Origin of the sequence: Acinetobacter sp. neg1 (genome assembly GCF_000788125.1) — a bacterium.
In the GTDB taxonomy this organism is placed as follows: Bacteria; Pseudomonadota; Gammaproteobacteria; order Pseudomonadales; family Moraxellaceae; genus Acinetobacter; species Acinetobacter vivianii.
This window is the reverse complement of record NZ_JSZD01000020.1, coordinates 347,376-372,448: the sequence shown is the minus strand read 5'-3', so window position 1 is coordinate 372,448 and position 25,073 is coordinate 347,376. Positions and strand designations below refer to the sequence as shown.

Here is a 25,073-nt window from a genome sequence, read left to right as displayed (position 1 = left end):
TTTTTTATAAAAATCAACCATATAATACAAAATATATTTTAATGGCTCTTGTTACTACCTTTAACCATCATTTCTAACACATTCACCAATTCAACATTCTGCTTTTCTAATGCCGCAATATTTGCCACTGTTCGATCAAGTACTTCCTGTTGTACATGCATTTTTTTGGCAAGATCCTGCATGATTTCCAGACTCTTTTTGAGATGTAACTCCAGATGCACTACTTTTTCCTCAAGTTGTACGATCTGAATATCAGCAGGTTGTTGAACTTCGGTATTTTTAAACTGAAACCAGAATAAAAATATCACTGCCCCTAATAAAAGCAGCAGAAAACCCCAAATCAATATAAATGTCATCCGTTGCTCCGAATTATTTATTATCTGTTCTTAAATGTTATTCATCACAAAATGATTCACACAAATCCAGTAAACGATTTGCATAACCCCACTCATTATCATACCACGCAAAAACTTTCGCTTGGTGCCCCACCACCATCGTCTGCGTTAAATCGACAATTAAAGAATAAGGTGAATGATTAAAGTCACTCGAAACCAAATCCTCATCTGTTACTTGCATAATCTGTGCATAATCAAACTGAGCCGCTTTAGTCAGTACTTCATTAACTTTATGCACGGTAATTGGTGAGTGCGAAACAAAAGTTAAATCAATCGCTGCTACATTAATGGTCGGTACCCGAATTGAATAACCATCAATACGGTCTTCCATTTTTGGCATGACCTGTTTTAACGCGCCTAAAGCACTCGATGTGGTTGGAATAATATTTTGACCCGAGGCACGCGCACGACGTAAATCCCGATGCGCATGATCCAATACTGATTGATCGGCTGTAACCGCATGAATTTCAGTCATTAATGCCGTATCAATACCAAAGGCATCATCAATGATTTTAACCAGCGGAACTAAAGCTTGAGTGGTACACGACACGCTGGAAATAATCTGATCGCTTGCTTTGACTTCATTATGGTTCACACCATAGACAATCGCAGCATCAACAGAGTCAAAAGGCGCAGCACCAATAATGACTCGCTTGGCGCCTGCTTCGACATGGCGGGTTGCATCAGCACGTGAACGGAATAGACCTGTACATTCCAGTACTACATCAATATTTAAATCCGCCCAAGGCAATAATTCGGGTTTCTCTTGTTTGAGAACTTGTAGTTTTAATTGGCGTTGATTGGACTGAATGTTCAAAAAAATACATTCATTTTCAATCAGAATTTCAACTTGCCCAGCAAAGCGACCATGCGTGGTATCGTACTTAAATAAATGTACCAGCGTCTGGACATCTGCTACATCATTAATCGCAACGATTTCAAATTGAAACTGTTTTGGACTTTCAAACCATGCACGTAATACATTCCGACCAATTCGACCAAATCCATTGATAGCGATACGTTGCATGTAGCGTCCTTATTCATAAAAACATCATCTTTTCTGTGCTATATGGTAAAACATCAGTTGCCCTATTGAATATAGATTTTTAGCTTAAACACAGTTTTATATGATATTGCTTGTAAAATCGTTGGTGAGGCGGGTATTTTCCGTTATAATTTAGCACTTTTAAAATCTATGCCACGCAATGGGTTCGATTGTAAAACGTTAAAAACAACGTACCTTATTGCATATAGCCAAATTCAAAATTATGGAGTGTCTTGGTTGTGAGTACTCGCTTTATGACATCAGCTGAAATCCGTGAAGCATTTTTGCGTTATTTCGAATCGCAAGGGCATACACGTGTCGCTTCGAGTTCTCTCGTTCCCGCCAACGACCCAACTTTGCTGTTTACCAATGCTGGTATGAACCAGTTTAAAGATTGTTTCTTAGGTCTAGAAAAGCGCGATTATGTCCGTGCAGTTTCATCACAAAAGTGTGTCCGCGCTGGCGGTAAACACAATGACCTCGACAACGTAGGTTATACCGCACGTCACCATACCTTCTTTGAAATGTTAGGTAACTTCTCTTTCGGTGATTATTTCAAACAAAACGCGCTTAAATTTGCGTGGGAATTCTTGACCAGTGAGCAATGGTTAGGTTTACCGAAAGATCGTTTATATGTCACGGTTTATCACACGGATGATGAAGCGTTTGATATCTGGAATAAAGAAATCGGTCTAGACGCAGATCGTATTATCCGTATTGGTGACAATAAAGGCGGACAGTACGCATCAGACAACTTCTGGGCAATGGGTGATACAGGCCCATGTGGTCCTTGTTCTGAAATCTTCTATGACCATGGCGATCATATCTGGGGTGGTTTACCGGGTTCACCTGAAGAAGATGGTGACCGTTTCATCGAAATCTGGAACAACGTTTTCATGCAGTTCAACCGTACTGCAGATGGTGTCATGCACCCTCTTCCAGCACCCTCTGTAGATACAGGTATGGGCTTGGAGCGTATTTCTGCGGTATTGCAACACGTTAATTCAAACTATGAAATTGATTTGTTCCAATACTTATTAAAAGCAGCAGCTGAAATCATTGGTTTAGATACCACTGCAATTGAAGCTGAAGCAAAAGCTCAAAATAAACCAGTTGAATATCCTGCCTCTTTAAAAGTGATTGCAGACCATGCACGTTCATGCTCATTCTTGATTGCTGACGGTGTTAACCCTTCAAATGAAGGTCGTGGTTATGTGTTGCGTCGTATTATTCGTCGTGCAGTACGTCATGGCAACAAATTGGGTGCAACAGGTTCATTCTTCTACAAGATGTTGCAACCACTGATCGAAGTGATGGGCGATGCTTATCCAGAACTTGCTGCACAGCAAGCACGTATCGAAGCACAGCTTCTTAAAGAAGAAGAGCAATTTGCGAAAACACTTGAGCAAGGCCTGAAATTACTTGAAGGTGAATTGGCTCAACTGAAAGGCAATGTGATTCCTGGTGAAACTGTATTTAAACTTTATGATACTTATGGTTTCCCAACAGATTTAACTGCGGATATCGCACGTGAGCGTGATCTTACCATTGATGAAGCTGGTTTCGAAGTTGAAATGGCTGCACAACGTCAACGCGCACGTGATGCAGGTAAATTCGCAGTTGACTATAACAGCATTGTAAAAGTTGAAGGCGAAACTCAGTTTGATGGCTACGATGCAACTCAAGGCCAAGGTCAAATTGTTGCGATCTACAAAGATGGCGTTCAGGTTGATGAAATCAACGAAGGTGACGAAGCACTTATCGTTCTAAACCAAACCCCTTTCTATGCAGAAAGCGGTGGTCAGATTGGTGACACAGGTATCTTCAAAAACGATACAGGTATCTTCGAAGTACAAGATACTAAAAAATCTGGTGGTGCTTTTGTCCATCAAGGTATCGTGACCATGGGTAGCCTAAAAGCAGCTCAAAATGTTGAAGCGACTGTTAAAGCAGACATCCGTGCTGCAACAGCGCGTAACCACTCAGCGACTCACCTTTTACATGCAGCTTTACGCCAGATTCTTGGTGAGCATGTACAACAGAAAGGTTCTTTGGTTGCAAGTGACGTTTTACGTTTTGACTTTGCCAATGACCAGCCTGTTTCATTTGAACAATTGCAACAGATTGAACGTTTAGTCAATGCAGAAGTGATTGCAAATACTGCGGTAACTACTGAACTACTTGATATCGACACAGCAAAAGCCAAAGGTGCAATGATGCTGTTCGGTGAAAAGTATGGTGAAGAAGTTCGTGTATTGTCGATGGGTTCAGTCATTGAAGAGAAAAACTTCTCGATCGAACTTTGTGGCGGTATTCACGTTAAGCGCACAGGTGATATTGGCTTGTTCAAAATTACTTCTGAAGGTGGCGTAGCTGCGGGCGTTCGTCGTATTGAAGCAGTGACTGGCACTAAAGCACTTGAAGTAGTTCAAAAAGCTGAAACAGATATCCAGACGATCAATGGCTTGTTAAAAGCACAGAAAGATCAAACTGTTGAGAAAGTTGAAGCGATTGTTGAAACTGCTTCTAATCTACAAAAGCAAATCGAACAGTTGAATCAGAAATTAGCAAGCTTCCAGGCTGCTGACTTACTGGATCAAGTGAAAGAAATTGCTGGCCGTCAAACGTTAATTACAGCTGTACAAGGTTTGGATGCCAAATCGTTACGCAATCTACATGACAGCGTAAAATCAAAATTGGAAGATGCAGTCATTATTTTAGCTGGTGTTGATGGCGATAAAGTGAGTTTAATCGCCTCTGTCGCTAAACAATATGCTGCAACTCTAAAAGCAGGTGACATCATCAAACACTTGGCTCAAGAGCTGGGTGGTAAAGGTGGTGGTAAACCTGACTTAGCACAAGGTGGCGCGCCACTTAACGAGAAGTTTGATCAAGTGATGGCAGCATTGCCTGCTTGGCTTGAGCAATAAACAAAACTTCACTTTTGTGTAACTGACCCTGATGCCTCTCAGGGTCATGGCTTATATGGAACAACTATGGCATTAATCGTTCAAAAATATGGCGGTACCTCTATGGGTACTCCTGAGCGCATTTTAAATGTTGCTCGTCGTGTCAAGCGCTGGCATGATCATGGTCACAAGGTGGTCGTGGTTGTATCTGCAATGAGTGGTGAAACCAACCGCTTACTTGCGCTTGCCAAAGCCATTACCAGCACCCCTGACCCACGTGAATTAGATCAAATGGTGTCAACGGGTGAACAAGTAACGATTTCCATGTTAGCTATGGCACTTAATTCAATTGGTGTAGAAGCTAAATCATATACAGGTCGTCAGGTTGGTATTAAAACAGATAGCGCGTTTACCAAAGCACGTATTGAGTCAATTGATACTGATGTGATGACGGCTGATTTAGATGCAGGTCGTGTAATCGTTGTTGCTGGCTTCCAGGGTTATGATGCCAATGGCAATATCACAACGCTAGGTCGCGGTGGTTCTGATACTTCTGGTGTTGCGCTTGCAGCCGCACTAAAAGCAGATGAATGCCAAATCTATACCGATGTGGATGGTGTTTATACCACTGACCCACGTGTAGCGCCTAAAGCGAAAAAAGTCGACCGTATCTCTTTTGAAGAAATGCTTGAAATGGCATCTTTAGGTTCAAAAGTTTTACAAATTCGCTCTGTTGAATTCGCAGGCAAATATCAAGTTCCATTACGCGTATTATCAAGCTTTGATAATGAAAATGATGGCGCATTTGATGAAGATTTCAAACAAAACGTAGGCACACTAATTACGACTGAGGCAGAAGACGATATGGAACAACCAATCATTGCAGGTATTGCATTTAACCGTGACGAAGCAAAATTAACAATTTTGGGTGTTCCTGATGAGCCAGGTATTGCATCTAAAATCTTGTCGCCAATCAGTAATGCCAACATTGAAGTGGATATGATTATCCAGAATGTTGAAGAAGATGGTACAACTGATTTCACTTTCACTGTAAACCGCAATGACTTGGCAAAAGCGAAAGCGATTTTAGACCAAACGGCAAACAGCATTGAAGGTTGTGAAGTTGTAACGCGTGATGACATCGTAAAAGTATCAATCGTGGGTGTTGGTATGCGCTCTCATGCTGGCGTAGCGAGCAAAATGTTCACTGCATTAGCTGAAGAAAGCATTAATATTCTCATGATTTCTACATCAGAAATTAAGGTTTCTGTCATCATTGAAGAAAACTACCTTGAGTTGGCAGTTCGTTGTTTACATACAGCTTTTGGCCTAGACCGTGAACACGGCGAAAGCAGTGCTCGTGCTTAATTAATAGCTGCTTAAACATATTTACTTGTGAGTAAATAAGAAAAAAAACAGAGCCACTATAGTTTTTTTTATAGTGGCTCTGTTATATTAGCCTTGAGGTTTTTAAGAAGATTCTCACAGAACTTACGAAAAAGAATGTTTTTTACATATTTCTGTTAGAATTTTCTGTATATTAGGCTGTGCTTTCGAACAATGAATTCCCTGTCGCAAGTTTAAGCGTTTAGCAAGGAGATAAACATGCTGATTCTGACCCGTCGTGTCGGAGAAACATTAATGATTGGGGATCAAGTCAGTGTTACTGTGCTTGGCGTAAAAGGCAATCAGGTGCGTATTGGTGTAAATGCTCCAAAAGAAGTTTCTGTGCATCGTGAGGAAATTTACCAACGTATCCAACATGAACGTGCCATGCATGAGCATCTGCAACATCTTGATCAAGATTATCAACATTCTTATGAAGAAGATAATAACGAGTTCCCTCGTCATAATAACTTCAACCGTTAATGTGCAGAATTCTTTTCTGAACAATTAAAGCGACTATTTATAGTCGCTTTAATTGTTTATAGACCTAGTGCTTTTTTAACAGGTCCATAACTGCGGCGGTGTTCATCAATCACACCATGGGCCGCAATCGCTTCAAAATGAGCCTTGGTTGGATATCCTTTATGTTTGGCAAAGCCATATTCAGGATATTGCTGATCAAGCACCTGCATCTGGCGATCACGAGTGACCTTTGCCAGAATACTTGCTGCACTGATCTCAGCATGACTCGCATCTCCCCCGACAATTGCTTCACATGCAATCGTAATTCCTTTTGGAATCTGATTACCATCCACAATCACCTTTAAAGGCTGAGTATGCAAGTTTTCGACCGCACGACGCATTGCCAAAAAAGTTGCCTGTAAAATATTAAACTCATCAATTTCAGCATGAGTTGCTTCAGCAATTGACCATGCTAAAGCCTTTTCCTGAATCTCTAAGAATAATTTTTCACGCTTCTTTTCTGTTAGCTTTTTAGAATCATTTAAACCTTCAATCGGATTATCTGGATCTAAAATGACGGCAGCGGCAACGACAGAACCCACAAGTGGCCCACGTCCCGCTTCATCTACACCCGCAATTGTCATACTACTTCTCTCAAAATAGGCTGATGACTCAGCCTGATCTTATTAACCTGCTTTTTTAAACGTTTCCGCCACACATGCATTTACAGTTTGTGAAACCACTTGAGTCACAATTGTTGCACGAGCAGTAGGATCAATTGCAGCTGTCGCTAATTCAACTGCTGTTACGCTGTTTGGCGCTTTTTCGCTAACACAACCACAAACTTCAGTCTGGATATTTTCACGTTGTTCAGCAGTCATTACGCGTGTTGCTGTTTTCCATGCTGGTAAAGTATTAATCTCATTAATACATTTTGCATTTACCGCAACTTTTAATGCCGCCATACCCAATTGTTGAGAAGTCGCGCCAGCCGAGTTGCTGCCATCTGGTGTTACACATCCTGTTAGGGCTAAAACAACAGGGGCAACAATAAGTACCAACTTTTTCATGATTTCTTACCTGTATCTAAATTTTTGGCAGGCGTATTGTGCCTAAACAGCAAGTTTTATGATATGACTCAACGCAATCTTTACATAATATAACAATTATAACTTAACAATATCTTGATGACCGTTCTAAGCATAAAACGCTCCGTTACATTTCCATTGTATGAGAAAGAACCAAGCCTAATTAAAATTAAAAAAATCCCATCTATAACAATGCCAGGATGTTGCAATGCCAACCTCAGCACAATATTACACGCGTACGGCACAAGTTATTCATTGGCTCATGGCTGCAATTTTTATCACTGCCTGGTTGATTGGCTTTTACAGTGGTAACTTTCTTAGCTATGACGTTGATGGTAGCTTCAAAGGTAATGTCATCACACTTCATAAGAATATTGCCACCACCATTATTTTCTTAGTGATAATCCGAATTTTTTGGCGCTACACCCACCCTGTTCCGCAACTGCCAGATACCATGTCACCGATGATGAAAACACTGGCTCATGTCGGACATTTTTTCCTGTATCTAATGTTATTAGCTTTACCTATAACCGGCTGTTTATTTAGCTGGAGTGCTGGGCATCCTGCACCTGTTTTATATTTATTCGAAATTCCACGTTTAGTTCAAGATAATCCTGACCTACTGGCAATTGTTAAACCATTGCACATTTATCTTTCTTGGTTTGCAGGTTTACTGGTTGTGGGACATATTTTGGCTGCGATTAAACATCATGTTGTTGATAAAGATAATGTCTTAATCAGCATGTTACGCCAGCCAAAAAAGTAGAATATTCAGATATAAAAAAAACCGCTTTACGCGGTTTTTTTATTTTTTAAAGCTTATTCACTTCAGCAATCCACTTTTGCTTTTCTTCATCAGAAATAAATGAAGCCTCAAAAGAGTTAATCGCAAGTTGCTTTAATTCTTCATTGCTCAGATCCAGCGCCTGCTGAATGGCAACAAAGTTATCATTCATATAGCCACCGAAGTATGAAGGATCATCCGAGTTCACCGTCACATGAACGCCTTTTTGCAACAAACGGCGAATATTATGCTCACCCATGTCTTTTACGACACAAAGCTTTAAATTACTCAAAGGACAAACCGTCAAAGGCATCTTTTCTGCAATCAGACGCGCCATCAGATGCTCATCTTCTTCCGAACGCACACCATGGTCAATACGATTGACTTTAAGCAAATCCAGCGCTTCCCAGATGTATTCTGGTGGACCTTCCTCACCTGCATGTGCAACGATTAAGAAACCTGCTTCACGCGCTTTGGCAAATACACGCTCAAATTTCGAAGGAGGATGCCCTACTTCACTTGAGTCCAGACCAATCGCAATAATGTCATCTTTGAAAGGCAATGCTTGCTCAAGCGTTTCAAACGCTTTTTCTTCGCTCAAATGGCGCAGGAAGCACATGATCAATTGAGAACTAATGCCCAACTTCTCTTGTGCATCTTTACAGGCACGTTTAAGACCAGCCAATACCGTTGCAAACGCTACCCCACGCTCTGTATGCGTTTGCGGATCAAAGAACATTTCGGTATGAACAACACGATCTTCAGCACATTTTTCAAAATATGCCCAAGCAAGGTCATAAAAATCCTGCTCATGCACAAGTACATTCGCGCCTGCATAATAAATATCTAGAAAAGATTGAAGATTATGAAAGTTGTACGCCTGCTTCACTTCTTCAACAGATTGATAAGGAATCTGAATCTGATTACGCTGTGCAATAGCAAACATCAGTTCCGGTTCAAAAGTCCCTTCAATATGCACATGCAATTCGGCTTTGGGTAAAGCGCGAATCAGCTCGATTTGATTCATATTAACTCCACGTCTAAAGAAAAAAGGGTGTTACCAAATGGACACCCTTTTCGGGTTCTTTGCCTAAACAACCATTCAAGCAAAGAATTATTTAAAAATAATAAATCTTGGATTAACCGCCAAATGCAGCGAACTTAAATACCCACAGAGCGGCAATGATCCAGACCATATACGGTACAGTTTTCGCCTTACCTGTGAATAATTTAACCAGCGCATAGCTGATAAAGCCCATTGCAATACCATCAGCAATTGAATACGCAAATGGCATAAATACAATCGTTAAAAATGCAGGAACGGCTTCAGTAATATCATCCCAGTCGATATTGGTGATCCCTTGGATCATCAACACACCAATGAACAATAATGCAGGTGCAGTTGCAAAACCTGGTACAGATTGAGCCAATGGCGCCAAGAATAAGCAGCCCACAAATAAGAATGCCACAACAACAGCCGTCAAACCTGTACGACCACCCGCTGCCACACCTGATGCAGATTCAATATAAGGTGTTGTTGATGATGTACCTAAAGCAGCACCAGCAACGATCGCAGTTGAGTCAGCAAATAATGCTTTTTTCAAACGCGGCAATTTACCATCTTGCAAGAGGCCCGCACGGTGCGAAACACCAACCAACGTCCCTGTACTATCAAATAAATCGACAATAAAGAAAACAAAAATCACGCCTACCATACTGGCTGTAAACAGACCTTCAAAGTCCATTTGCATAAATGTCGGTGCAATCGAAGGAATCTCGCCTACCACACCCTTAAATTCATTTAAGCCCAGCAATGTTGCAATGGCAGTCACAGCCAAGATACTGATAATGATTGCGCCACGCACTTTGAATTGATGTAACAATACGATCAACAGGAAGCCAAATAATGCAAGCAATACCGTCGGCTGTTTAATATCCCCCAGCCCAACTAAAGTTGCCTGATTTGCAACAATAATGCCTGAGTTCTTTAAAGCAACCAAAGCCAGAAACAAACCAATACCACCACCAATGGCAAATTTAAGTGACATTGGAATCGCATTGACAATTGCTTCACGGATTTTGAAGAAGCTGATTGCAAGGAAAATAATCCCTGAAACAAAAACAGCAGCCAAAGCAGTTTGCCAAGGCACACCCATGCCTAAGCAGACAGAATAGGTAAAATAAGCATTTAAGCCCATACCAGGTGCTAATGCGATTGGATAGTTCGCAATAATCCCCATGACTAAACAGCCGATTGCAGCAGCCAGACAGGTCGCAACAAACACCGCTCCGTGATCCATTCCTGTTTCAGAAAGAATGAGCGGATTTACAATAATGATGTAACACATGGTTAAGAATGTGGTTACACCTGCCAAAACTTCTGTTCTAAAGTTAGTTTTGTTATCGCTTAATTTAAATAAGCGTTCTAACAAACCAGCTGAAGCATTAGGCGTTGTCATAACATAGCACCTGTTAAAATCTAAGATCGTAGGACGTGAAATCTATACTCTTGTGCGACAATCTTTTTTGAATTTGCACAAAAGAGTACTCGAAGCTAGAAAGCAATCTATATGCCAGCTTGGTACTTGTTACATAGACAACATGTATAAATTTAATTTCGCTATCAAAACGTAAAAAGCCGCATATCTTGATGCAGCTTTTTATTTAGTGGTAAATATTTTAACAGATTCTATTTAAAACTTGCGCATCGCAAAGTAAAAAAAGACCACTTAATCGACAATCTCAAGTAAACAATTGAGTCATCTACCCTGTGTGAAGCGGTAGACTTCTAATTACTGCGTTTATACGAGGATAAATGGCTACGAGGGTCTTGCTGAATATTATCAAGGCTATGTTCTGCATCTTGGACAATTTTCATGAGCTCTTGGCGCTTTTTCATCTGCGCGTCGGTATAGGCCACATAACCTAAAACGACGATGGCAAAACTCACAAGCAAAGTCAGTGTAATCTTCATTATTATTATCTCTATTTTAATGTTTTCTTTAATACTAGCAAAAAAGTATTAAACAGAGTAAAAATAAGCATAATAAAACCAAAAATGAGAACTACATCACAATTATACAGTTATTCTTAAGATTTTATTGCTTATTTTTCATACAATCAAATATTAGAATATTACCGTATTTTAAGCAATGGCATTTTATATAATTCAATAAGATAGATATAAAGTACATCTTTATTTTTTAGATTGTTTTAGTGCTCCCCAATAAAAAAGCACCCCTGCTGATACAGAGATGCTTAAAAGAAAAATGAACTAAATTATTTAGAACTGGTAATTTAAACGCACCAAGAAGTTGCGTGGAGTGCCCGGCATTGTATTTGATCTCCAATAAACTTTATCAGTGAGGTTACTTACAGCTAATGTAGCTCCCCAATGCTCACCTTTATAGCCCAAAGCAGCATCTAAACGTGTCCACCCGTCAAGCTTAGTATCTGGAGCATTTGATAAATTAGTATAGAAAGAGCCATTGTAAGTCGCACCAACTTCAGTATAGATATTCTCTACTGGTAAATACCGAACAAATAGATTACCAGTATTCTTTGCTACGTTTGCTAGATAGTGACCAGCACTAGCAGATTTTGGATCTTTATCATCTTTTACTTTTGCATCTGTATATCCATATCCACCACGAATAAATACATTATCAAGCACTCGCCCTATAAAGCTAAATTCAGCTCCTTTTGACTGATGCTCACCACCCACTACATAATCAAAAGGACGATTATCAGGATCAGGACGATAACGAATATTTTTCTTACGGATATCGAACACAGAAAATTGAGTATTTAAGCGATCATTGAACCAATCACTTTTGACCCCAATCTCGTATTGTTCATTATATTGCGGCTCTGCATTCACAGTTCTCAAATCAACAGTACCATTCGTAAATGGTGAAACCCCAGCACTGCCGCCAAATGGTGCAAAGCTTTTACTATAAGAAGTATAAAAACTCTGATTATCAACTGGCTGCCAAACAAAGCCAACATTCGGGCTAAAAGTTTCAGCATTCATTGTGACTGACTGCCCGTATGTTTTAGAATCAATTAATGTATCGCGAGTTTTTACCTCATATTGATCATATCGTGCACCCAACATCATCTTTATGGTCGGTGTTAATGAGATAAGATCCTGTACAAAAAATGCCAAACTATCATTATTTTGATGCGTATAAGATGTTGCATTTGGTCGACCATTATTACGATCAAAAGAAGTCTGATAATCTTTCACGTTATATGGATTAATTAATTGATAATATAATCCAGCCTTATCACCGCTTGAATAATTACCTAATTTAGGTTCACGATCCTCATGCGACCAATCCGCACCCACCATGATCTGATGTTCTAATTTGCCTGTATTAAACTTACCCGTAATATCAAATGTATTTGTCGTAGTCTTATTCATGGTTTCTTGCCAAGCATAAGATTGCTTGATATAGCCAGTTTTGCATCCTTTCGTATCATCAGTACAATAACTTCCACCAAAGAAATTATCGAAATCTTGATTAGCTTGTCGATAGCTCAATGCCCAATGAAATTTCCAATCTGGTGCAAATTCATATTTGAGATCTGTACGTACCGTTTGTAATTCATCAACAATAAAATCTGATGATGTTGCAAAACCTGTTTCTCTTAAAATATTTTCAGGAAAACGATTTAATACGGAAAAAGATGGACCACGGTCAGGAATACGATCTAATTTGTCATAGGTATATTCTGTAGTCCACAACAGCTTCTCATCATCACTACGATAGGTCACACTTGGTGAGAACATCGATTGTTTTGTGCCAATACCTGAACGAAAACTATTGGTATCAGATTTTTCACCAACCAAACGTACCGCCCAATTATCATTCACAATCTGATTGATATCTAAGGTTCCACCAATGTTGTCATAAGAACCTCCATAGATACCCACAGAACTTTTAGAGTCAAAATTGGCAAACTTGGTCACCATATTCACAACTCCACCACCTGCGCCACGTCCATAAAGTACAGAAGCAGGGCCTTTTAAAATCTCAATACGCTCAACGTTTGCAGTACTACGGCGTACTTGGCCGCCTTCACGTACGCCATTACGGTAAATATCACTAGTATCAGCACTAAAACCACGAATCATAATACCATCGCCACGTGTATCATAAGTTGTAGTTACCCCCGGCGTGCCTTGCAACATGACACTGAGATCATTTGCACCATAGATTTTATATTTTTGCACATCAATGGTATCAATCGTTTGTGGTATATCTTTTTTCTTAAGACCATTACGGGTCACACTGGCCTGCTCATAATCAATATAACTTTTGATCGGATCAAGCTCACTCATCGCTTCAATTTTAATCGTTGGCATGACTGCCGTTGGAGCGCTCTGTTCATTTGCAATTGCATGATGTGCTTGCAACATCATCATAGTTAACAAGCTAAACTTAAATATCGGTTTAATGCTCACACCCAAGTCTAAAGGCTTCATAAAATTTCCAAAAAAATTCAGACAAAAAATTAAAAAAAACTTAAAAATAAACAAACGCTACAATTTTAATAAAAATAATTCTCATTTTCACTATATTTTCTACCATTTTTCATCTTTTGGTCGGTTTATTAAACATTCAGACCGTTTGGCATTCCTTATTATCCTCATATCAATAAAGAATATGCTTTGCCAGCATCCAGACATTGATGAGCTTTTCACTGGATTTTCATCTATTAAAGCAATGTAAACTGCCTCACCTTCAGCAAATTCTCATGACATAGGTGCTAAAATAAGTCAGTCCAGCCATCAACAGACTATTTATAAAAAATGAGAATAGAACTTAGAGCCAAAATCATTCAAGTGTGCGACGAAAAAATTGCTAAAAAAGGTAGTCAGGTCGGGCTTTCTTTTTATGCGTTCTTTGCTAATAAGAATGATGATCCTGAACGTCTTATGGAAGCTGCCCAATGGTGGATTATGGAAAATCGACTTGATCATTTTGAGAAAGCCACAAAAATTAAAGCGCTGATCTTGACTCAATCTACTCAAGAAAATACGTAATTAAGTACGATTGCTGCTCTTCCTTTGAGTCACATAAGCTATTTATTCTTAGAGTTTTTTATTTAATCTTTTAGCTAAGTGATACAGCTTGGGCTATTGCTTAGCTAATTTATAATTTCACATTAAATCTCTGCTCATCCTGCCTTTAAGCCAATTCATTTCTACCATTAAACAACATAGTATAAAGGTTTAAAATACATCTTCACCGTGTGTTATGACTTCAAGAAAAACCAGTGATGCCGGTATATTTTTATGGATGGTCTATCAAACCATGCAAAAGATGGATCTGGATGCAGCAGCCATTTTTGCCAGTGTTCATTTACCCGATCAGCCACCTGATAAATTTGTTCGTCGTGATAATTCTACTCAGCAGCGTTTCTGGAAAGCCGCTGAAAATATTAGCCATGATGGTGATATTGGCTTGCATGTCGGTGCCAAAGCCCCACCTTTTCGCGGGCAAGTTATTGAATATCTTTTTTTGAGTAGTCCAACATTTGGTGAAGGTCTACAACGTACCATCCGTTATCAAGCCTTACTTACCGATGCAATGTCATTTGAACTCGACATCATCAACCAACATACGGTTAAGATTTCAGGTCTAAATCATCCTGTACGACATTATCTGGAATGTGCAATTGGCATTTTGCTCAATTTCTTTAAATACATCACTGATGAAACATTTAACCCTCTTGAAATTGGCTTACCCTATTCAGATGGCGGCAAACACGAGGAATACCAGAAAATATGGGGATGTCCAGTCAAACTTGGACAGGAAAATGGCTATATTTGCTTTGATGCAGCCCATTTAAAAACACCTTCGCCTGCGTATGAACCTGAACTTTTAAAAGTCCATGAACATCATGCAGCTTCACAGCTTGAGCTATTAAACAAACACCAGCTCATCAATGAAATCGAAAGAATCTTGGCCAGTGGCTTATTGGAATCTGGAGAATTTGATCAAAACATCGTTGCCCAATATTTAGGGCGTAGTGCCCGTAGTTTGAGAGCAGATTTACAACTTCTCAATACTACTTATGAAAAAGTCATTGCCCAATATCGTGAACGTCTTGCACGGCGTTTACTTTCCCATACCCAAGAAAGCATCGATCAGATTGTTTATCTCACTGGCTTTTCAGAACCCTCCGCATTTTCCAGAGCATTTAAACGCTGGACTGGAGAAACACCAACTGCATACCGACAACGTAAACAGATTTAATTTGATTGGATAGGCAGATTAAAACTGTCAGATGGGTCAAAATAATTCATCTTACTTTTCTTAAACTCCGATCTATGTTTTATGAGGTAATCCAATATGATCGGTTTTCCAGTAGGTATTTTTGTCGCAAATGGTCTGGAATGGTATTTCCATAAAGTCTGGCTGCATGAGTTCCCCAGCAAAAATAGAAATAGCCCATTCTTTACGCATATCGCCCATCACAAACGCGCTCGCTTAAATGGCTTTCATGACGAAGGCTATGCAGATTCCATGTTTAAAAATGCTGAAATGTACAATGAAAAATCAGCCTTAATTGGCTTGGCTGCGGCATCCACGATTTTTCTGCCAGTTGCCCCTTTCTTTACCGCGGGCTTGTACTATGGCATTTGGAATTATTGGAAAACTCATGCCAAATCGCACCTAGATCCTGAGTATGCAAAAAAGCGGATTCCTTGGCATTACGACCATCACATGACCAGCAATCAAAATGCCAACTGGTGTGTGACCCGTCCGTGGTTCGACTATATTATGGGAACACGCGTCATGACGGATGCATCTAATACAGAAACCAATCCTTTAGCGATGAATATGCCAAAGTGGCTAGAAAAAAGAGTGAATCAAACGGCGCGACGTCTTTTATCAAAAGCGTATGCCAAGATTGATGCCAATACCAACATTGATCAACAGAATTTGAAACACGGCATTGAGGTGACGTTATAAATATCCTATTTCTCTCTATTCAGCCTAATCATATTGATTGGGCTTTTATCACAAATATTATTTAAAACACTTTGAAAGGACATCATTAATAGATATTATTCTTCTCTAAAATAATCCATGTAGAAAACAAAAAATGTTAAAGATTAAACCATGTATTACCATTTTAACCACAGCAATGATAATTTCAGCTTGTGGGGGTGGAGATAATCATAAAACGATGGAAGACACATCTACTGTCTTAACACCCTTTACTACCGAGTTTCAAAGTACTTTAAGCCTGCAAAAAGATGCAGACCCGATCATTCAGATTTCAAACAGAAGTAGTAACCAGAATGATGAGGTAAATGCGTATTCAGTTATGCATCATTTTGACAGTGGAAATAGCTCTATTATTTTCAGCTACAATCTTGATAAAAACGATATAAAACAAACACTCCATGTTAATTATGATCCAATTCTAAAAAAAGTACTGGATGTTTCTATTGGTGAAAATTATTTAAAAACAGATATTTTCAGCTTATCAAAGGACAATGTTTTTTCATGTTCAAGCGCTATCCTATTTGAACCATGTAAGGGTATTGAGCTAAGTTTTGATGAAAAGACAGGTTTTAGCAAAATTAATTTTGATAATACAAAACTCTCAAACTTGCCAACTGTTAGTCTGTCACCCACAGACAATCCAGATAATCAGGTTCCTACTGAAAAAAGCTACATAACATTGAATGGGCAACTTGTTGGTTCTTTATCTACAGCGCCACAGACTTTTAACAATATCAGAAAAACCAGTCAATCTAATCTAATTTCCAATCAACAGCCAGTCTCACTAATGGGAGCTGTTTATGATCCAAAAACTAAAACTATCCTATTCGGCACTCATGCAAATAATGGCATAGACAGCAGTTTAAAATTAGCTCAGTTTAGCACTGGTATAGAAAACAACCTGATTCAAAGCTCGCTCTTATCAACTGAAACATCATTTTATATTTCTGGCATGTGTAGTGCTATGACAATGACCTTCCCGATTGAAGATATAACAACACTTCAATCGAATAAAAGTGCAAATAATATCTCTTTAACATTTAATCAAGCAATGTATAAGGATAAACAAGACGTACCGCCATTGTTTCCTAATTTTCCGATTCAGCCAGAATGTGCTAAGGCACAGCTACAACTCGATGGTTCAGTAACGGTCCATATACCGAGTACACAACTTCAAATTTCACCAATTCTTAAAAATGAAAGTAGCTTCTCTTTAGTTCAGCCTGCACTCTATTTTGATGTCATCAACCACGATAGACAGCAACTTGGAAATAATGCACTACAAATCAAGATTCGCAATAATCGAATTGAGAAAATAGATTTCAAAGACACCCGAATAGGTAAAAACCCTACAACAGGCTTATTGGTAGATTATTTTGAATACCAATATCATTGCGGTTATACCCAAGCGTGTGCAGGACTTAGTTACGACATTGAGAAAAACAAAATCAGTTTTAAAAATACAACGCTGACCTCTAAAAGTAATCCTGCAAATGAAGTCAATAATAGTATTACCTTAAATGGCATATTTGATTTTGCAGGCCGATAATCAAAACCAATAAAATGAGTCTAAAACCGAGCGCAGACAGCTCGGTTTTTTTATAATTAGAAAATTAATGCGAACTGGATTTCGACAACAGATTTAAGATCAGTACACCGCTCATAATCAATGCAATTCCAACAATCCCCCAAACATCTAGTTTTTGATCAAACACAAACCAAGCAACTGTTGTGATCAAGACAATCCCGACACCCGACCAGATTGCATACGCAATTCCGACTGGAATCGTTTTAAGTGTCAAAGAGAGACAGTAAAATGCAATCACATAGCCAAGTACAACCACAATAGAAGCGAGCGGCTTGGTAAAACCCTCACTACTTTTCAACGCTGAAGTCGCAATCACTTCCGCAATAATCGCGATAAACAAAATAATCCAGTTTTTCATTTAACCGCACCTCAGCAAATCTATATTTATGATGATAGGAATAAAATATTCAGAGAAAAAAACACCCTTATGAAAAGGGTGTTTTTTAATGTTTATTTGAATGTGTCGAACGAAAGCTTAAGCTGACTTCTTCGCCATATTGTTTTTACGGATGGTAATCATCAGTAACTGCACAGCAGCTGGTGTAACACCAGGAATACGGCTTGCTTGTGCCAAGGTTTCTGGACGAACTGTTTTCAACTTCAAAGTAATTTCACGCGATAAACCTGAAATACCATCATATTCAAAATCAGCTGGAATTTTTGTTTCTTCAAGACGCTTCAATTGCGCAACATCCTCATGCTGGCGATTGATATAGCCTTCATATTTCACCGCAATTTCAATTTGCTCGCCGACTTGTTGTGAAACTTCTGAACCTGTTAATTCCGCAATTTGACCGAAGTTAATATTTGGACGTTTAAGCAAATCAACTGCACTACATTCTTTACTAAGATCAGCACCCGTCATTTCAACGAATTTTTTACCCATTGGGTTATTTGGTGCTGCCCATAAATGTTGTAAACGAGAGGTTTCGCGCTCAACTGCTTCCATTTTTTCACTATAAGCCGCCCAACGTTCATCATCAACCAGACCAAGCTCACGGCCAATCGTGGTTAAACGCTGATCCGCATTATCTTCACGCAACATCAAACGATATTCCGCACGTGAGGTAAACATACGGTACGGCTCTTTGGTTCCTAATGTAATCAGGTCATCAACCAACACGCCCATATAAGCCTGATCGCGTTTTGGCGTCCACTCTTCTTGTTCCCAAGCACGGCGTGCAGCATTTAAGCCCGCAAGTAAACCTTGCGCACCTGCTTCTTCATAGCCTGTCGTACCGTTAATTTGGCCAGCAAAATACAGGTTTTGAATTGCTTTGGTTTCAAGTGTGAACTTCAAAGCCTGTGGATTGAAATAATCATATTCAATTGCATAACCCGGACGAAGGATATGCGCATTTTCCATACCACGGATCGAACGAACTAAATTGAATTGCACATCAAATGGCAATGAAGTCGAAATACCATTTGGATAAAGCTCATGAGTATCTAAGCCTTCTGGCTCAAGGAATACCTGATGTGAATCCTTATCAGCAAAACGATGAATTTTATCTTCAATCGATGGGCAATAACGTGGGCCAACCCCTTCAATCACTCCCGTATACATTGGTGAACGGTCTAAACCGCCACGAATAATTTCGTGGGTTTTTTCACTGGTATGCGTGATATAGCAATTAACTTGCTCAGGGTGCATTGACGCATCACCCATAAATGACATGACTGGAGATGGGAAATCACCCGGTTGTGGCGTCATCACAGAGAAATCAACTGAGCGTGCATCAATACGTGGTGGTGTACCTGTTTTTAAACGCCCTACAGGAAGTTTAAGTTCACGTAAACGATGAGCTAGTGCAATTGAGGGTGGATCCCCTGCACGACCGCCACTTGAGTTTTGTAAGCCAACGTGGATCACACCACCAAGGAAAGTACCTGTTGTTAATACCACAGTTTTGGCATCAAAACGGATACCCATCTGGGTAACAACACCTTTAACCGCATCGCCTTCAACAATTAAGTCATCTGCCGCTTGCTGGAAGATGTCCAGATTGGCCTGATTTTCTAAAGTATTGCGAATTGCAGCTTTATAACGTACGCGATCTGCCTGTGCACGTGTCGCGCGAACGGCAGCGCCTTTACGCGAATTAAGAATACGGAATTGAATACCACCTTTATCCGCCGCAAGTGCCATTGCACCACCAAGTGCATCAATCTCACGGACCAGATGTGATTTACCAATACCACCAATTGCCGGGTTACAGCTCATCTGTCCCAAAGTTTCAATATTATGCGTCAACAATAATGTTTGTCTTCCCATACGTGCCGCAGCGAGCGCCGCTTCCGTACCAGCGTGACCGCCACCAATTACGATAACGTCGTAAACTTTAGGATAGTGCATAGTGGTAAATATGTATTCAAAAAATGACAGAGTATTATACAGGAGTTTTGCATCAAATTGGCAAAAACCATCAATATTCTTCTGGATTCTAAGCCCAAGATATGTCGACAAAACATACAAAAAGAAACGTTCTGTTGCATTTTCATCTTATACTTAACAGAGCTGCCTAAACTATTAACTCGAACACCACTGTTTTATTTGATGAATTTCTTATCCTAAAAAGTGCATAACAAATACTTTAGGAAAATGATATGAACACAAAGCTTTTATTTTCATCTCTTATTTGTAGCCTATGTTTTAGCGTAGCTGCACATGCGGCAGATACCAAAGCTACCCAAGATCAGCAAGCCAAAAAGTACCAACAGGTTTGTAAAGGCAAAAAACAAGGTGATCCAGTTTCATTTGCGTATAAAGGCGTTGTTTTCAATGGTTCATGTGAACCAAATGAAGCCGGTAAACTCGCATTCCAACCGCCAATGCCAGCTTCTAACGCTGCTGTAGACACACAAAGTCGTCTCTCTGAAACTCAGTCAGCTCCACGTCCAGTAAGCAGCGCCCCAATGGAAGCTGCGCCTGCTATGGAGGCACCAGCAGCGACTCCAGCACCACCAGTTGCTCCAGATGTTGAACAGACTGCGCCATAATTGCAGCACAAATAAAGAAGGTCTTGATGGCCTTCTTTTTTTATCGATTAAATCTAAAAACAATGTTCTAGAGCTCACTGACTTAAATATTTGTCCTTAAAATTGTAATCTGTCTATTTTATAATCCCTTTAATAAGTTTTAATCTATTACAATACGCACAAATACATTTATTTAGGTTTTCCTGTGAACTGGCTACAAATTCATATTACTGTTGATCAAAATCAAGTTGAACTTACCGAAACATTGCTCCTTTCATTGGGTGCGGTGAGTGTTACTTTAGATGATGCAGAAGATCAAGCCCTGCTTGAGCCATTACCAGGCGAAACTCCACTTTGGAATAAAGTCATCGTTACGGGTATTTACCAACAAGAAGAAGATGACCCAATTGACGTAGATGCTTTGGAAACTTTCCTTAAAGCACAACTTCCTGATGTTCCAATGCGCCATGAATACCTTGAAAATCAGGTGTGGGAACGCGCATGGATGGATTATTACGAACCGATTCAAATTAGTGAAAAATTCTGGATCGTCCCTGAATGGTTAGAACCACCTGAAGCAGATGCAACCAACATTAAACTTGATCCAGGTCTAGCGTTCGGTACAGGTAACCACGCCAGCACATTCTTATGTTTACAGTGGTTAGGTAAAACTGATGTAAAAGATAAAGTTGTGATCGACTATGGTTGTGGTTCAGGTATTTTAGGCGTTGCTGCCCTTTTATTAGGCGCTAAAAAAGTTTATGCAACGGATATCGACCCGCAAGCTGTACTGGCAACAAAACAAAATGCCGAGTTAAATGGTGTGCTTGACCGCCTTTATGTCGGTTTGCCTGAAGAGTTTGATCAGGAATTCAAACCTCAACAGGCTGACATTCTTGTTGCCAATATTCTTGCAGCACCACTCATGGCACTTGCGCCTGAATTCTCAACTTTATTAAAAAATGAGGGAGAGTTCGCACTAGCAGGTGTAATTGAAGAGCAAGTTGCTGATGTTTCTAGCGTTTACGCTGAGTTTTTTGATATATTAGAAATCGAAAAGCGTGAAGAAAACTGGTGCCGCATTTCAGGAAAACGAAAAACAATTTGAGAATTTTATAACTTATGAGTGAAAAACAAACCCGCTGCCCTAAATGTTCAACTGTGTACAAAGTGACCCTTTCACAACTCAGTGTTGCACAGGGTATGGTTTGTTGCCCAAAATGCGTCATTAACTTTAATGCATTAACCAATTTGCTCGAAACAGACAGTGATGCGACACCAACGCCAGTTAATCGCTCACTGTTTTCATCGATCCAGCCAGATAGCTCATTTGCAGAAAAGCAGATGCAGATCTTAAGGATCTTCGATCAGAAAATTGAAAACTCAAATATTGATCTACTCACTTATTTAAATAACCTGAATTACTTTAATACCGAACCCGTCACTGCCCTGCCTAACCTGAATCTTTCAGAAGATGCACTTTCAATGGATCAGGAAAATAATGACAAACAACATGGCTGGTTGTATTACACCCTTTGGGGTATTGGAAATATTGCACTGATTCTGGTATTTGCTTTTCAGATTTTATGGTTTAACCCAAAACTCATGCATGAAAGCCCAGCATTAAACCAGATGTTTAATTATGTCTGTGGTCTTCTGAGCTGCAAAATCGCCAATGAACAATATCAGTCTCTTAGTTTTGAGAAAGTAAAACTGAAACGGGTTGAGCATAATGCCACAGGTTTTTCTGGCGTATTGCTTAACCAAGATGCAAATAGCGTTGTGCTTCCCCCAATTAAAGTGATACTTAAACAAAATGGTGAAGCTATTTCTTATACCGTTTTGAAACCGCAAGACTATTTAGTCGACAGTTTAAAGACCATTCAGCGCATTCCATCAAATAGCCCTTTTCGCTTCGAATTTACCATTCCGAAAAGCAAAAATAGCTTCAATGACTATAGTTTAGAATTTGTACAGCCCTAAAAGCTCAAAAAAGTGACAAAAAAACAAAAAAAAGTGCAGTTAATTTGCTCACTTTTTCGCTGACAGTGGTATGATACGCGCCACGAATGCTTTGACCCACTTACTCCTCGTAATCTACAGACAATAAAATCGTTAAACGAACTGTGCTTTTACCCAATAAGCGCATTGTTGGTTTTTTTGTTTTTGAAAGTAGGCGGTAACAAATATTTAACTATTGTTACGCTTATTTTTTACACAACTCGAGGATTTGTGGCAAGCTAATAGTCCTTTTGTTTTAGAGTCACTGTTTTAGGATCTAAAACGGGGCTCAGTAATTTAGACCACATTTATATCACTTTACCCAAGTGATATTTTGATTTTTCGGATTAACACGCATGAATAGCAAATCTCCTATTTTTACGGCTCAATCTGATGTCGCTCTTCGCATCCATGTAGATCGCGCAGTTCGTCATTATTTTGCACAATTGCAAGGTGAGCAACCATCTCAAGTTTATGACATGGTTTTAGCAGAAATGGAGAAACCTCTTTTATCTGTGGTCTTAGAATATACTCGTGGCAACCAAACGCGTGCTGCTGAGATTTTAGGCCTTAACCGCGGAACTTTACGCAAAAAGTTAAAAGCTCACGGTTTAATGAGTGAATAATTGATAAAATGCTCACGTTCTCGTGGGCATTTTTTTTGCCTTTGTTTTAATCTGTAGACTTCAAACTGTTGACTAAAATCATGACTATCAAACGTGCTTTAATCTCTGTATCTGATAAAACCGGAATCGTTGAATTCGCTCAAAATCTTGTAGCTCTAGGGGTAGAAATTTTATCTACGGGCGGTACATATAAGTTGCTTAAAGACAACAATATTGCCGTAGTAGAAGTTTCTGAACATACAGGTTTTCCTGAAATGATGGATGGTCGTGTTAAAACATTACATCCAAAGATTCATGGAGGCATCCTGGCTCGTCGTGGTCTGGACGAAGCGGTGATGCAAGAACACAACATTGATCCGATTGATCTGGTGATTGTTAACCTTTATCCATTTGCTGCAACTGTGGCTAAACCGAACTGCTCGCTTGCAGATGCAATCGAAAATATCGACATCGGTGGTCCGACCATGGTTCGTGCTGCAGCGAAAAACCACGCTTCAGTGGGAATTATCGTTAATGCAGCAGACTACAACACAATTGTTGACGAGCTAAAAGCAAATGGTACGCTTTCTTATGAAACGCGTTTCGACTTAGCAGTAAAAGCATTTGAACATACAGCACAATACGATGGCATGATTGCGTCTTATTTAGGTGCACGCGTGGGTAAAGCAGAAGGCGAAGCGGATCTCTTCCCTCGTACCTTCAATACGCAACTAAATAAAGCACAAGATTTACGTTATGGTGAAAACCCTCATCAAAACGCAGCATTCTATGTAGAAGAAAATGCAAAAGAAGCATCTGTTTCTACTGCGAAGCAATTACAAGGCAAAGAACTCTCTTATAACAATATTGCAGATACCGATGCAGCACTTGAATGTGTAAAATCATTTGCGAAGCCTGCGTGTGTCATCGTTAAACATGCAAACCCTTGTGGCGTTGCTGTTTCATTGGATGGTATCAAGGCAGCTTATGATCTTGCTTATGCAACTGATCCTGAATCAGCATTTGGTGGCATCATTGCATTCAACCGCGAATTAGACACTGCAACAGCACAAGCAATTGTTGATCGTCAATTCGTTGAAGTGATTATTGCGCCAAGCATTGCGGATGGCGTACTTGAAATCACAGGTGCGAAAAAGAATGTACGCGTGTTGGTCTGTGGCGAACTTCCTGCAATTGATGCACGTGCTCCACAGCTTGACTATAAGCGTGTTAATGGTGGTTTATTGGTTCAAGATCAAGACTTGGGCATGATCACTAAAGATGACTTGAAAGTTGTGACTAAACGCGCACCGACTGAACAGGAAATTGATGATCTTATTTTTGCATGGAAAGTTGCAAAATATGTGAAATCAAATGCGATCGTTTATGCAAAAAATCGTCAAACCATTGGTGTAGGCGCAGGTCAAATGAGCCGCGTAAACTCTGCACGTATTGCTGCGATTAAAGCTGAACATGCAGGTTTAGTGGTTGAAGGTGCAGTTATGGCATCTGATGCATTCTTCCCATTCCGTGATGGTATTGATAATGCGGCCAAAGCTGGCATTAAATGCATTATCCAGCCAGGTGGTTCGATGCGTGACGAAGAAACAATTGCAGCAGCAGATGAAGCTGGTATTGCAATGGTGTTCACGGGTATGCGTCACTTCCGTCACTAAATGATCTGAGTCTCAACGCAATCCCCCTAAATCCCCCTTTAAAAAAGGGGGACTTACTTTTTCACTCAAATAAGTTTGCTCCCCTCTTTCTCAAAGAGGGGTTTGGGGGGAGATTCAGAGGGACTTTT

General features: G+C 39.7%; 22 protein-coding genes and 1 pseudogene. 13 read left to right on the top strand and 10 right to left on the bottom strand.

Annotated elements, in window-relative coordinates; all coding sequences use genetic code 11:
* Positions 1-38: 38 nt before the first annotated feature.
* Together PJ15_RS15985 and PJ15_RS15980 are read right to left on the bottom strand one after the other, a co-directional pair.
* Complete coding sequence (locus PJ15_RS15985; RefSeq protein WP_047432486.1) at positions 39-356, bottom strand: hypothetical protein; 318 nt, start codon at positions 354-356, stop codon at positions 39-41.
* 37 nt (positions 357-393) lie between these two features.
* Positions 394-1,422, bottom strand: coding sequence for a type I glyceraldehyde-3-phosphate dehydrogenase (locus tag PJ15_RS15980; protein WP_047432484.1), 1,029 nt, complete (start codon positions 1,420-1,422; stop codon positions 394-396).
* A 257-nt stretch (positions 1,423-1,679) separates the two neighbouring features.
* Here PJ15_RS15980 and alaS point away from each other — a divergent pair, with 257 nt between their 5' ends.
* The 3 genes from alaS (at position 1,680) to csrA (ending at position 6,218) form a co-directional block, all read left to right on the top strand.
* A complete protein-coding gene (gene alaS, locus PJ15_RS15975; protein ID WP_171248609.1) occupies positions 1,680-4,370 on the top strand; it encodes an alanine--tRNA ligase in 2,691 nt (896 codons plus the stop codon).
* Between the two features lie 66 nt (positions 4,371-4,436).
* Positions 4,437-5,717: an aspartate kinase gene (locus PJ15_RS15970; RefSeq protein ID WP_004771564.1), complete on the top strand. Its 1,281-nt coding sequence runs from the start codon at positions 4,437-4,439 to the stop codon at positions 5,715-5,717.
* A 237-nt stretch (positions 5,718-5,954) separates the two neighbouring features.
* Complete coding sequence (csrA, locus tag PJ15_RS15965; protein ID WP_004771563.1) at positions 5,955-6,218, top strand: carbon storage regulator CsrA; 264 nt, start codon at positions 5,955-5,957, stop codon at positions 6,216-6,218.
* A gap of 56 nt (positions 6,219-6,274) precedes the next feature.
* Here csrA and rnhB read toward each other — a convergent pair.
* Both rnhB and PJ15_RS15955 read right to left on the bottom strand, forming a co-directional pair.
* Positions 6,275-6,847: pseudogene (rnhB, locus tag PJ15_RS15960) on the bottom strand (ribonuclease HII); the annotation flags it as partial.
* A gap of 36 nt (positions 6,848-6,883) precedes the next feature.
* Entirely contained in the window at positions 6,884-7,267 is a 384-nt protein-coding gene (locus PJ15_RS15955; protein WP_004771561.1) for a hypothetical protein, read from the bottom strand.
* A 226-nt stretch (positions 7,268-7,493) separates the two neighbouring features.
* Here PJ15_RS15955 and PJ15_RS15950 point away from each other — a divergent pair, with 226 nt between their 5' ends.
* A complete protein-coding gene (locus PJ15_RS15950; RefSeq protein WP_047432480.1) occupies positions 7,494-8,051 on the top strand; it encodes a cytochrome b in 558 nt (185 codons plus the stop codon).
* 46 nt (positions 8,052-8,097) lie between these two features.
* Here PJ15_RS15950 and PJ15_RS15945 read toward each other — a convergent pair whose 3' ends face one another.
* The 4 genes from PJ15_RS15945 to PJ15_RS15930 all read right to left on the bottom strand — a co-directional run bounded on the left by PJ15_RS15945 (position 8,098) and on the right by PJ15_RS15930 (position 13,560).
* Positions 8,098-9,096, bottom strand: a complete 999-nt coding sequence (locus tag PJ15_RS15945; protein ID WP_047432478.1) for an adenosine deaminase — start codon at positions 9,094-9,096, stop codon at positions 8,098-8,100.
* A 112-nt stretch (positions 9,097-9,208) separates the two neighbouring features.
* On the bottom strand, positions 9,209-10,528 hold the full coding sequence (locus tag PJ15_RS15940; protein ID WP_004771558.1) for an NCS2 family permease: 1,320 nt from the start codon (positions 10,526-10,528) through the stop codon (positions 9,209-9,211).
* A 329-nt stretch (positions 10,529-10,857) separates the two neighbouring features.
* Complete coding sequence (locus PJ15_RS15935; protein ID WP_004771557.1) at positions 10,858-11,043, bottom strand: hypothetical protein; 186 nt, start codon at positions 11,041-11,043, stop codon at positions 10,858-10,860.
* 309 nt (positions 11,044-11,352) lie between these two features.
* On the bottom strand, positions 11,353-13,560 hold the full coding sequence (locus PJ15_RS15930) for a TonB-dependent receptor (RefSeq protein WP_005256847.1): 2,208 nt from the start codon (positions 13,558-13,560) through the stop codon (positions 11,353-11,355).
* A gap of 327 nt (positions 13,561-13,887) precedes the next feature.
* On the opposite strand from PJ15_RS15930, the gene PJ15_RS15925 reads away from it, so the two are divergent.
* From PJ15_RS15925 to PJ15_RS15910, 4 genes are all read left to right on the top strand, one after another.
* Positions 13,888-14,121 (top strand): DUF6500 family protein, encoded by a 234-nt coding sequence (locus PJ15_RS15925; RefSeq protein ID WP_047432476.1) that lies wholly within the window; start codon positions 13,888-13,890, stop codon positions 14,119-14,121.
* 214 nt (positions 14,122-14,335) lie between these two features.
* Complete coding sequence (locus PJ15_RS15920) at positions 14,336-15,337, top strand: AraC family transcriptional regulator (protein WP_047432474.1); 1,002 nt, start codon at positions 14,336-14,338, stop codon at positions 15,335-15,337.
* 96 nt (positions 15,338-15,433) lie between these two features.
* Entirely contained in the window at positions 15,434-16,057 is a 624-nt protein-coding gene (locus PJ15_RS15915) for a sterol desaturase family protein (RefSeq protein ID WP_047432471.1), read from the top strand.
* Positions 16,058-16,190: 133 nt separating this feature from the next.
* Entirely contained in the window at positions 16,191-17,645 is a 1,455-nt protein-coding gene (locus PJ15_RS15910; RefSeq protein WP_047432469.1) for a hypothetical protein, read from the top strand.
* Between the two features lie 64 nt (positions 17,646-17,709).
* On the opposite strand, the gene PJ15_RS15905 is transcribed toward PJ15_RS15910, so the two are convergent.
* Both PJ15_RS15905 and mnmG read right to left on the bottom strand, forming a co-directional pair.
* Complete coding sequence (locus PJ15_RS15905) at positions 17,710-18,042, bottom strand: DMT family transporter (protein WP_047432466.1); 333 nt, start codon at positions 18,040-18,042, stop codon at positions 17,710-17,712.
* 117 nt (positions 18,043-18,159) lie between these two features.
* The gene (mnmG, locus tag PJ15_RS15900; protein ID WP_047432463.1) at positions 18,160-20,040 is read right to left on the bottom strand and encodes a tRNA uridine-5-carboxymethylaminomethyl(34) synthesis enzyme MnmG; all 1,881 of its coding nucleotides are present in this window, start codon (positions 20,038-20,040) and stop codon (positions 18,160-18,162) included.
* Between the two features lie 251 nt (positions 20,041-20,291).
* Between mnmG and PJ15_RS15895 the strand changes: the two genes are divergently transcribed.
* The 5 genes from PJ15_RS15895 to purH all read left to right on the top strand — a co-directional run bounded on the left by PJ15_RS15895 (position 20,292) and on the right by purH (position 24,945).
* A complete protein-coding gene (locus PJ15_RS15895) occupies positions 20,292-20,684 on the top strand; it encodes a hypothetical protein (RefSeq protein ID WP_004771548.1) in 393 nt (130 codons plus the stop codon).
* Positions 20,685-20,868: 184 nt separating this feature from the next.
* Positions 20,869-21,771, top strand: a complete 903-nt coding sequence (gene prmA / locus PJ15_RS15890; protein WP_004771547.1) for a 50S ribosomal protein L11 methyltransferase — start codon at positions 20,869-20,871, stop codon at positions 21,769-21,771.
* Positions 21,772-21,785: 14 nt separating this feature from the next.
* Positions 21,786-22,646 carry a DUF3426 domain-containing protein gene (locus tag PJ15_RS15885; protein ID WP_047432460.1) on the top strand — a complete coding sequence of 287 codons (861 nt, stop codon included), beginning with the start codon at positions 21,786-21,788 and terminating at the stop codon, positions 22,644-22,646.
* 374 nt (positions 22,647-23,020) lie between these two features.
* The gene (gene fis, locus PJ15_RS15880; RefSeq protein WP_001086304.1) at positions 23,021-23,290 is read left to right on the top strand and encodes a DNA-binding transcriptional regulator Fis; all 270 of its coding nucleotides are present in this window, start codon (positions 23,021-23,023) and stop codon (positions 23,288-23,290) included.
* Between the two features lie 80 nt (positions 23,291-23,370).
* The gene (gene purH, locus PJ15_RS15875; RefSeq protein ID WP_047432457.1) at positions 23,371-24,945 is read left to right on the top strand and encodes a bifunctional phosphoribosylaminoimidazolecarboxamide formyltransferase/IMP cyclohydrolase; all 1,575 of its coding nucleotides are present in this window, start codon (positions 23,371-23,373) and stop codon (positions 24,943-24,945) included.
* The last annotated feature ends 128 nt before the right edge of the window (positions 24,946-25,073 follow it).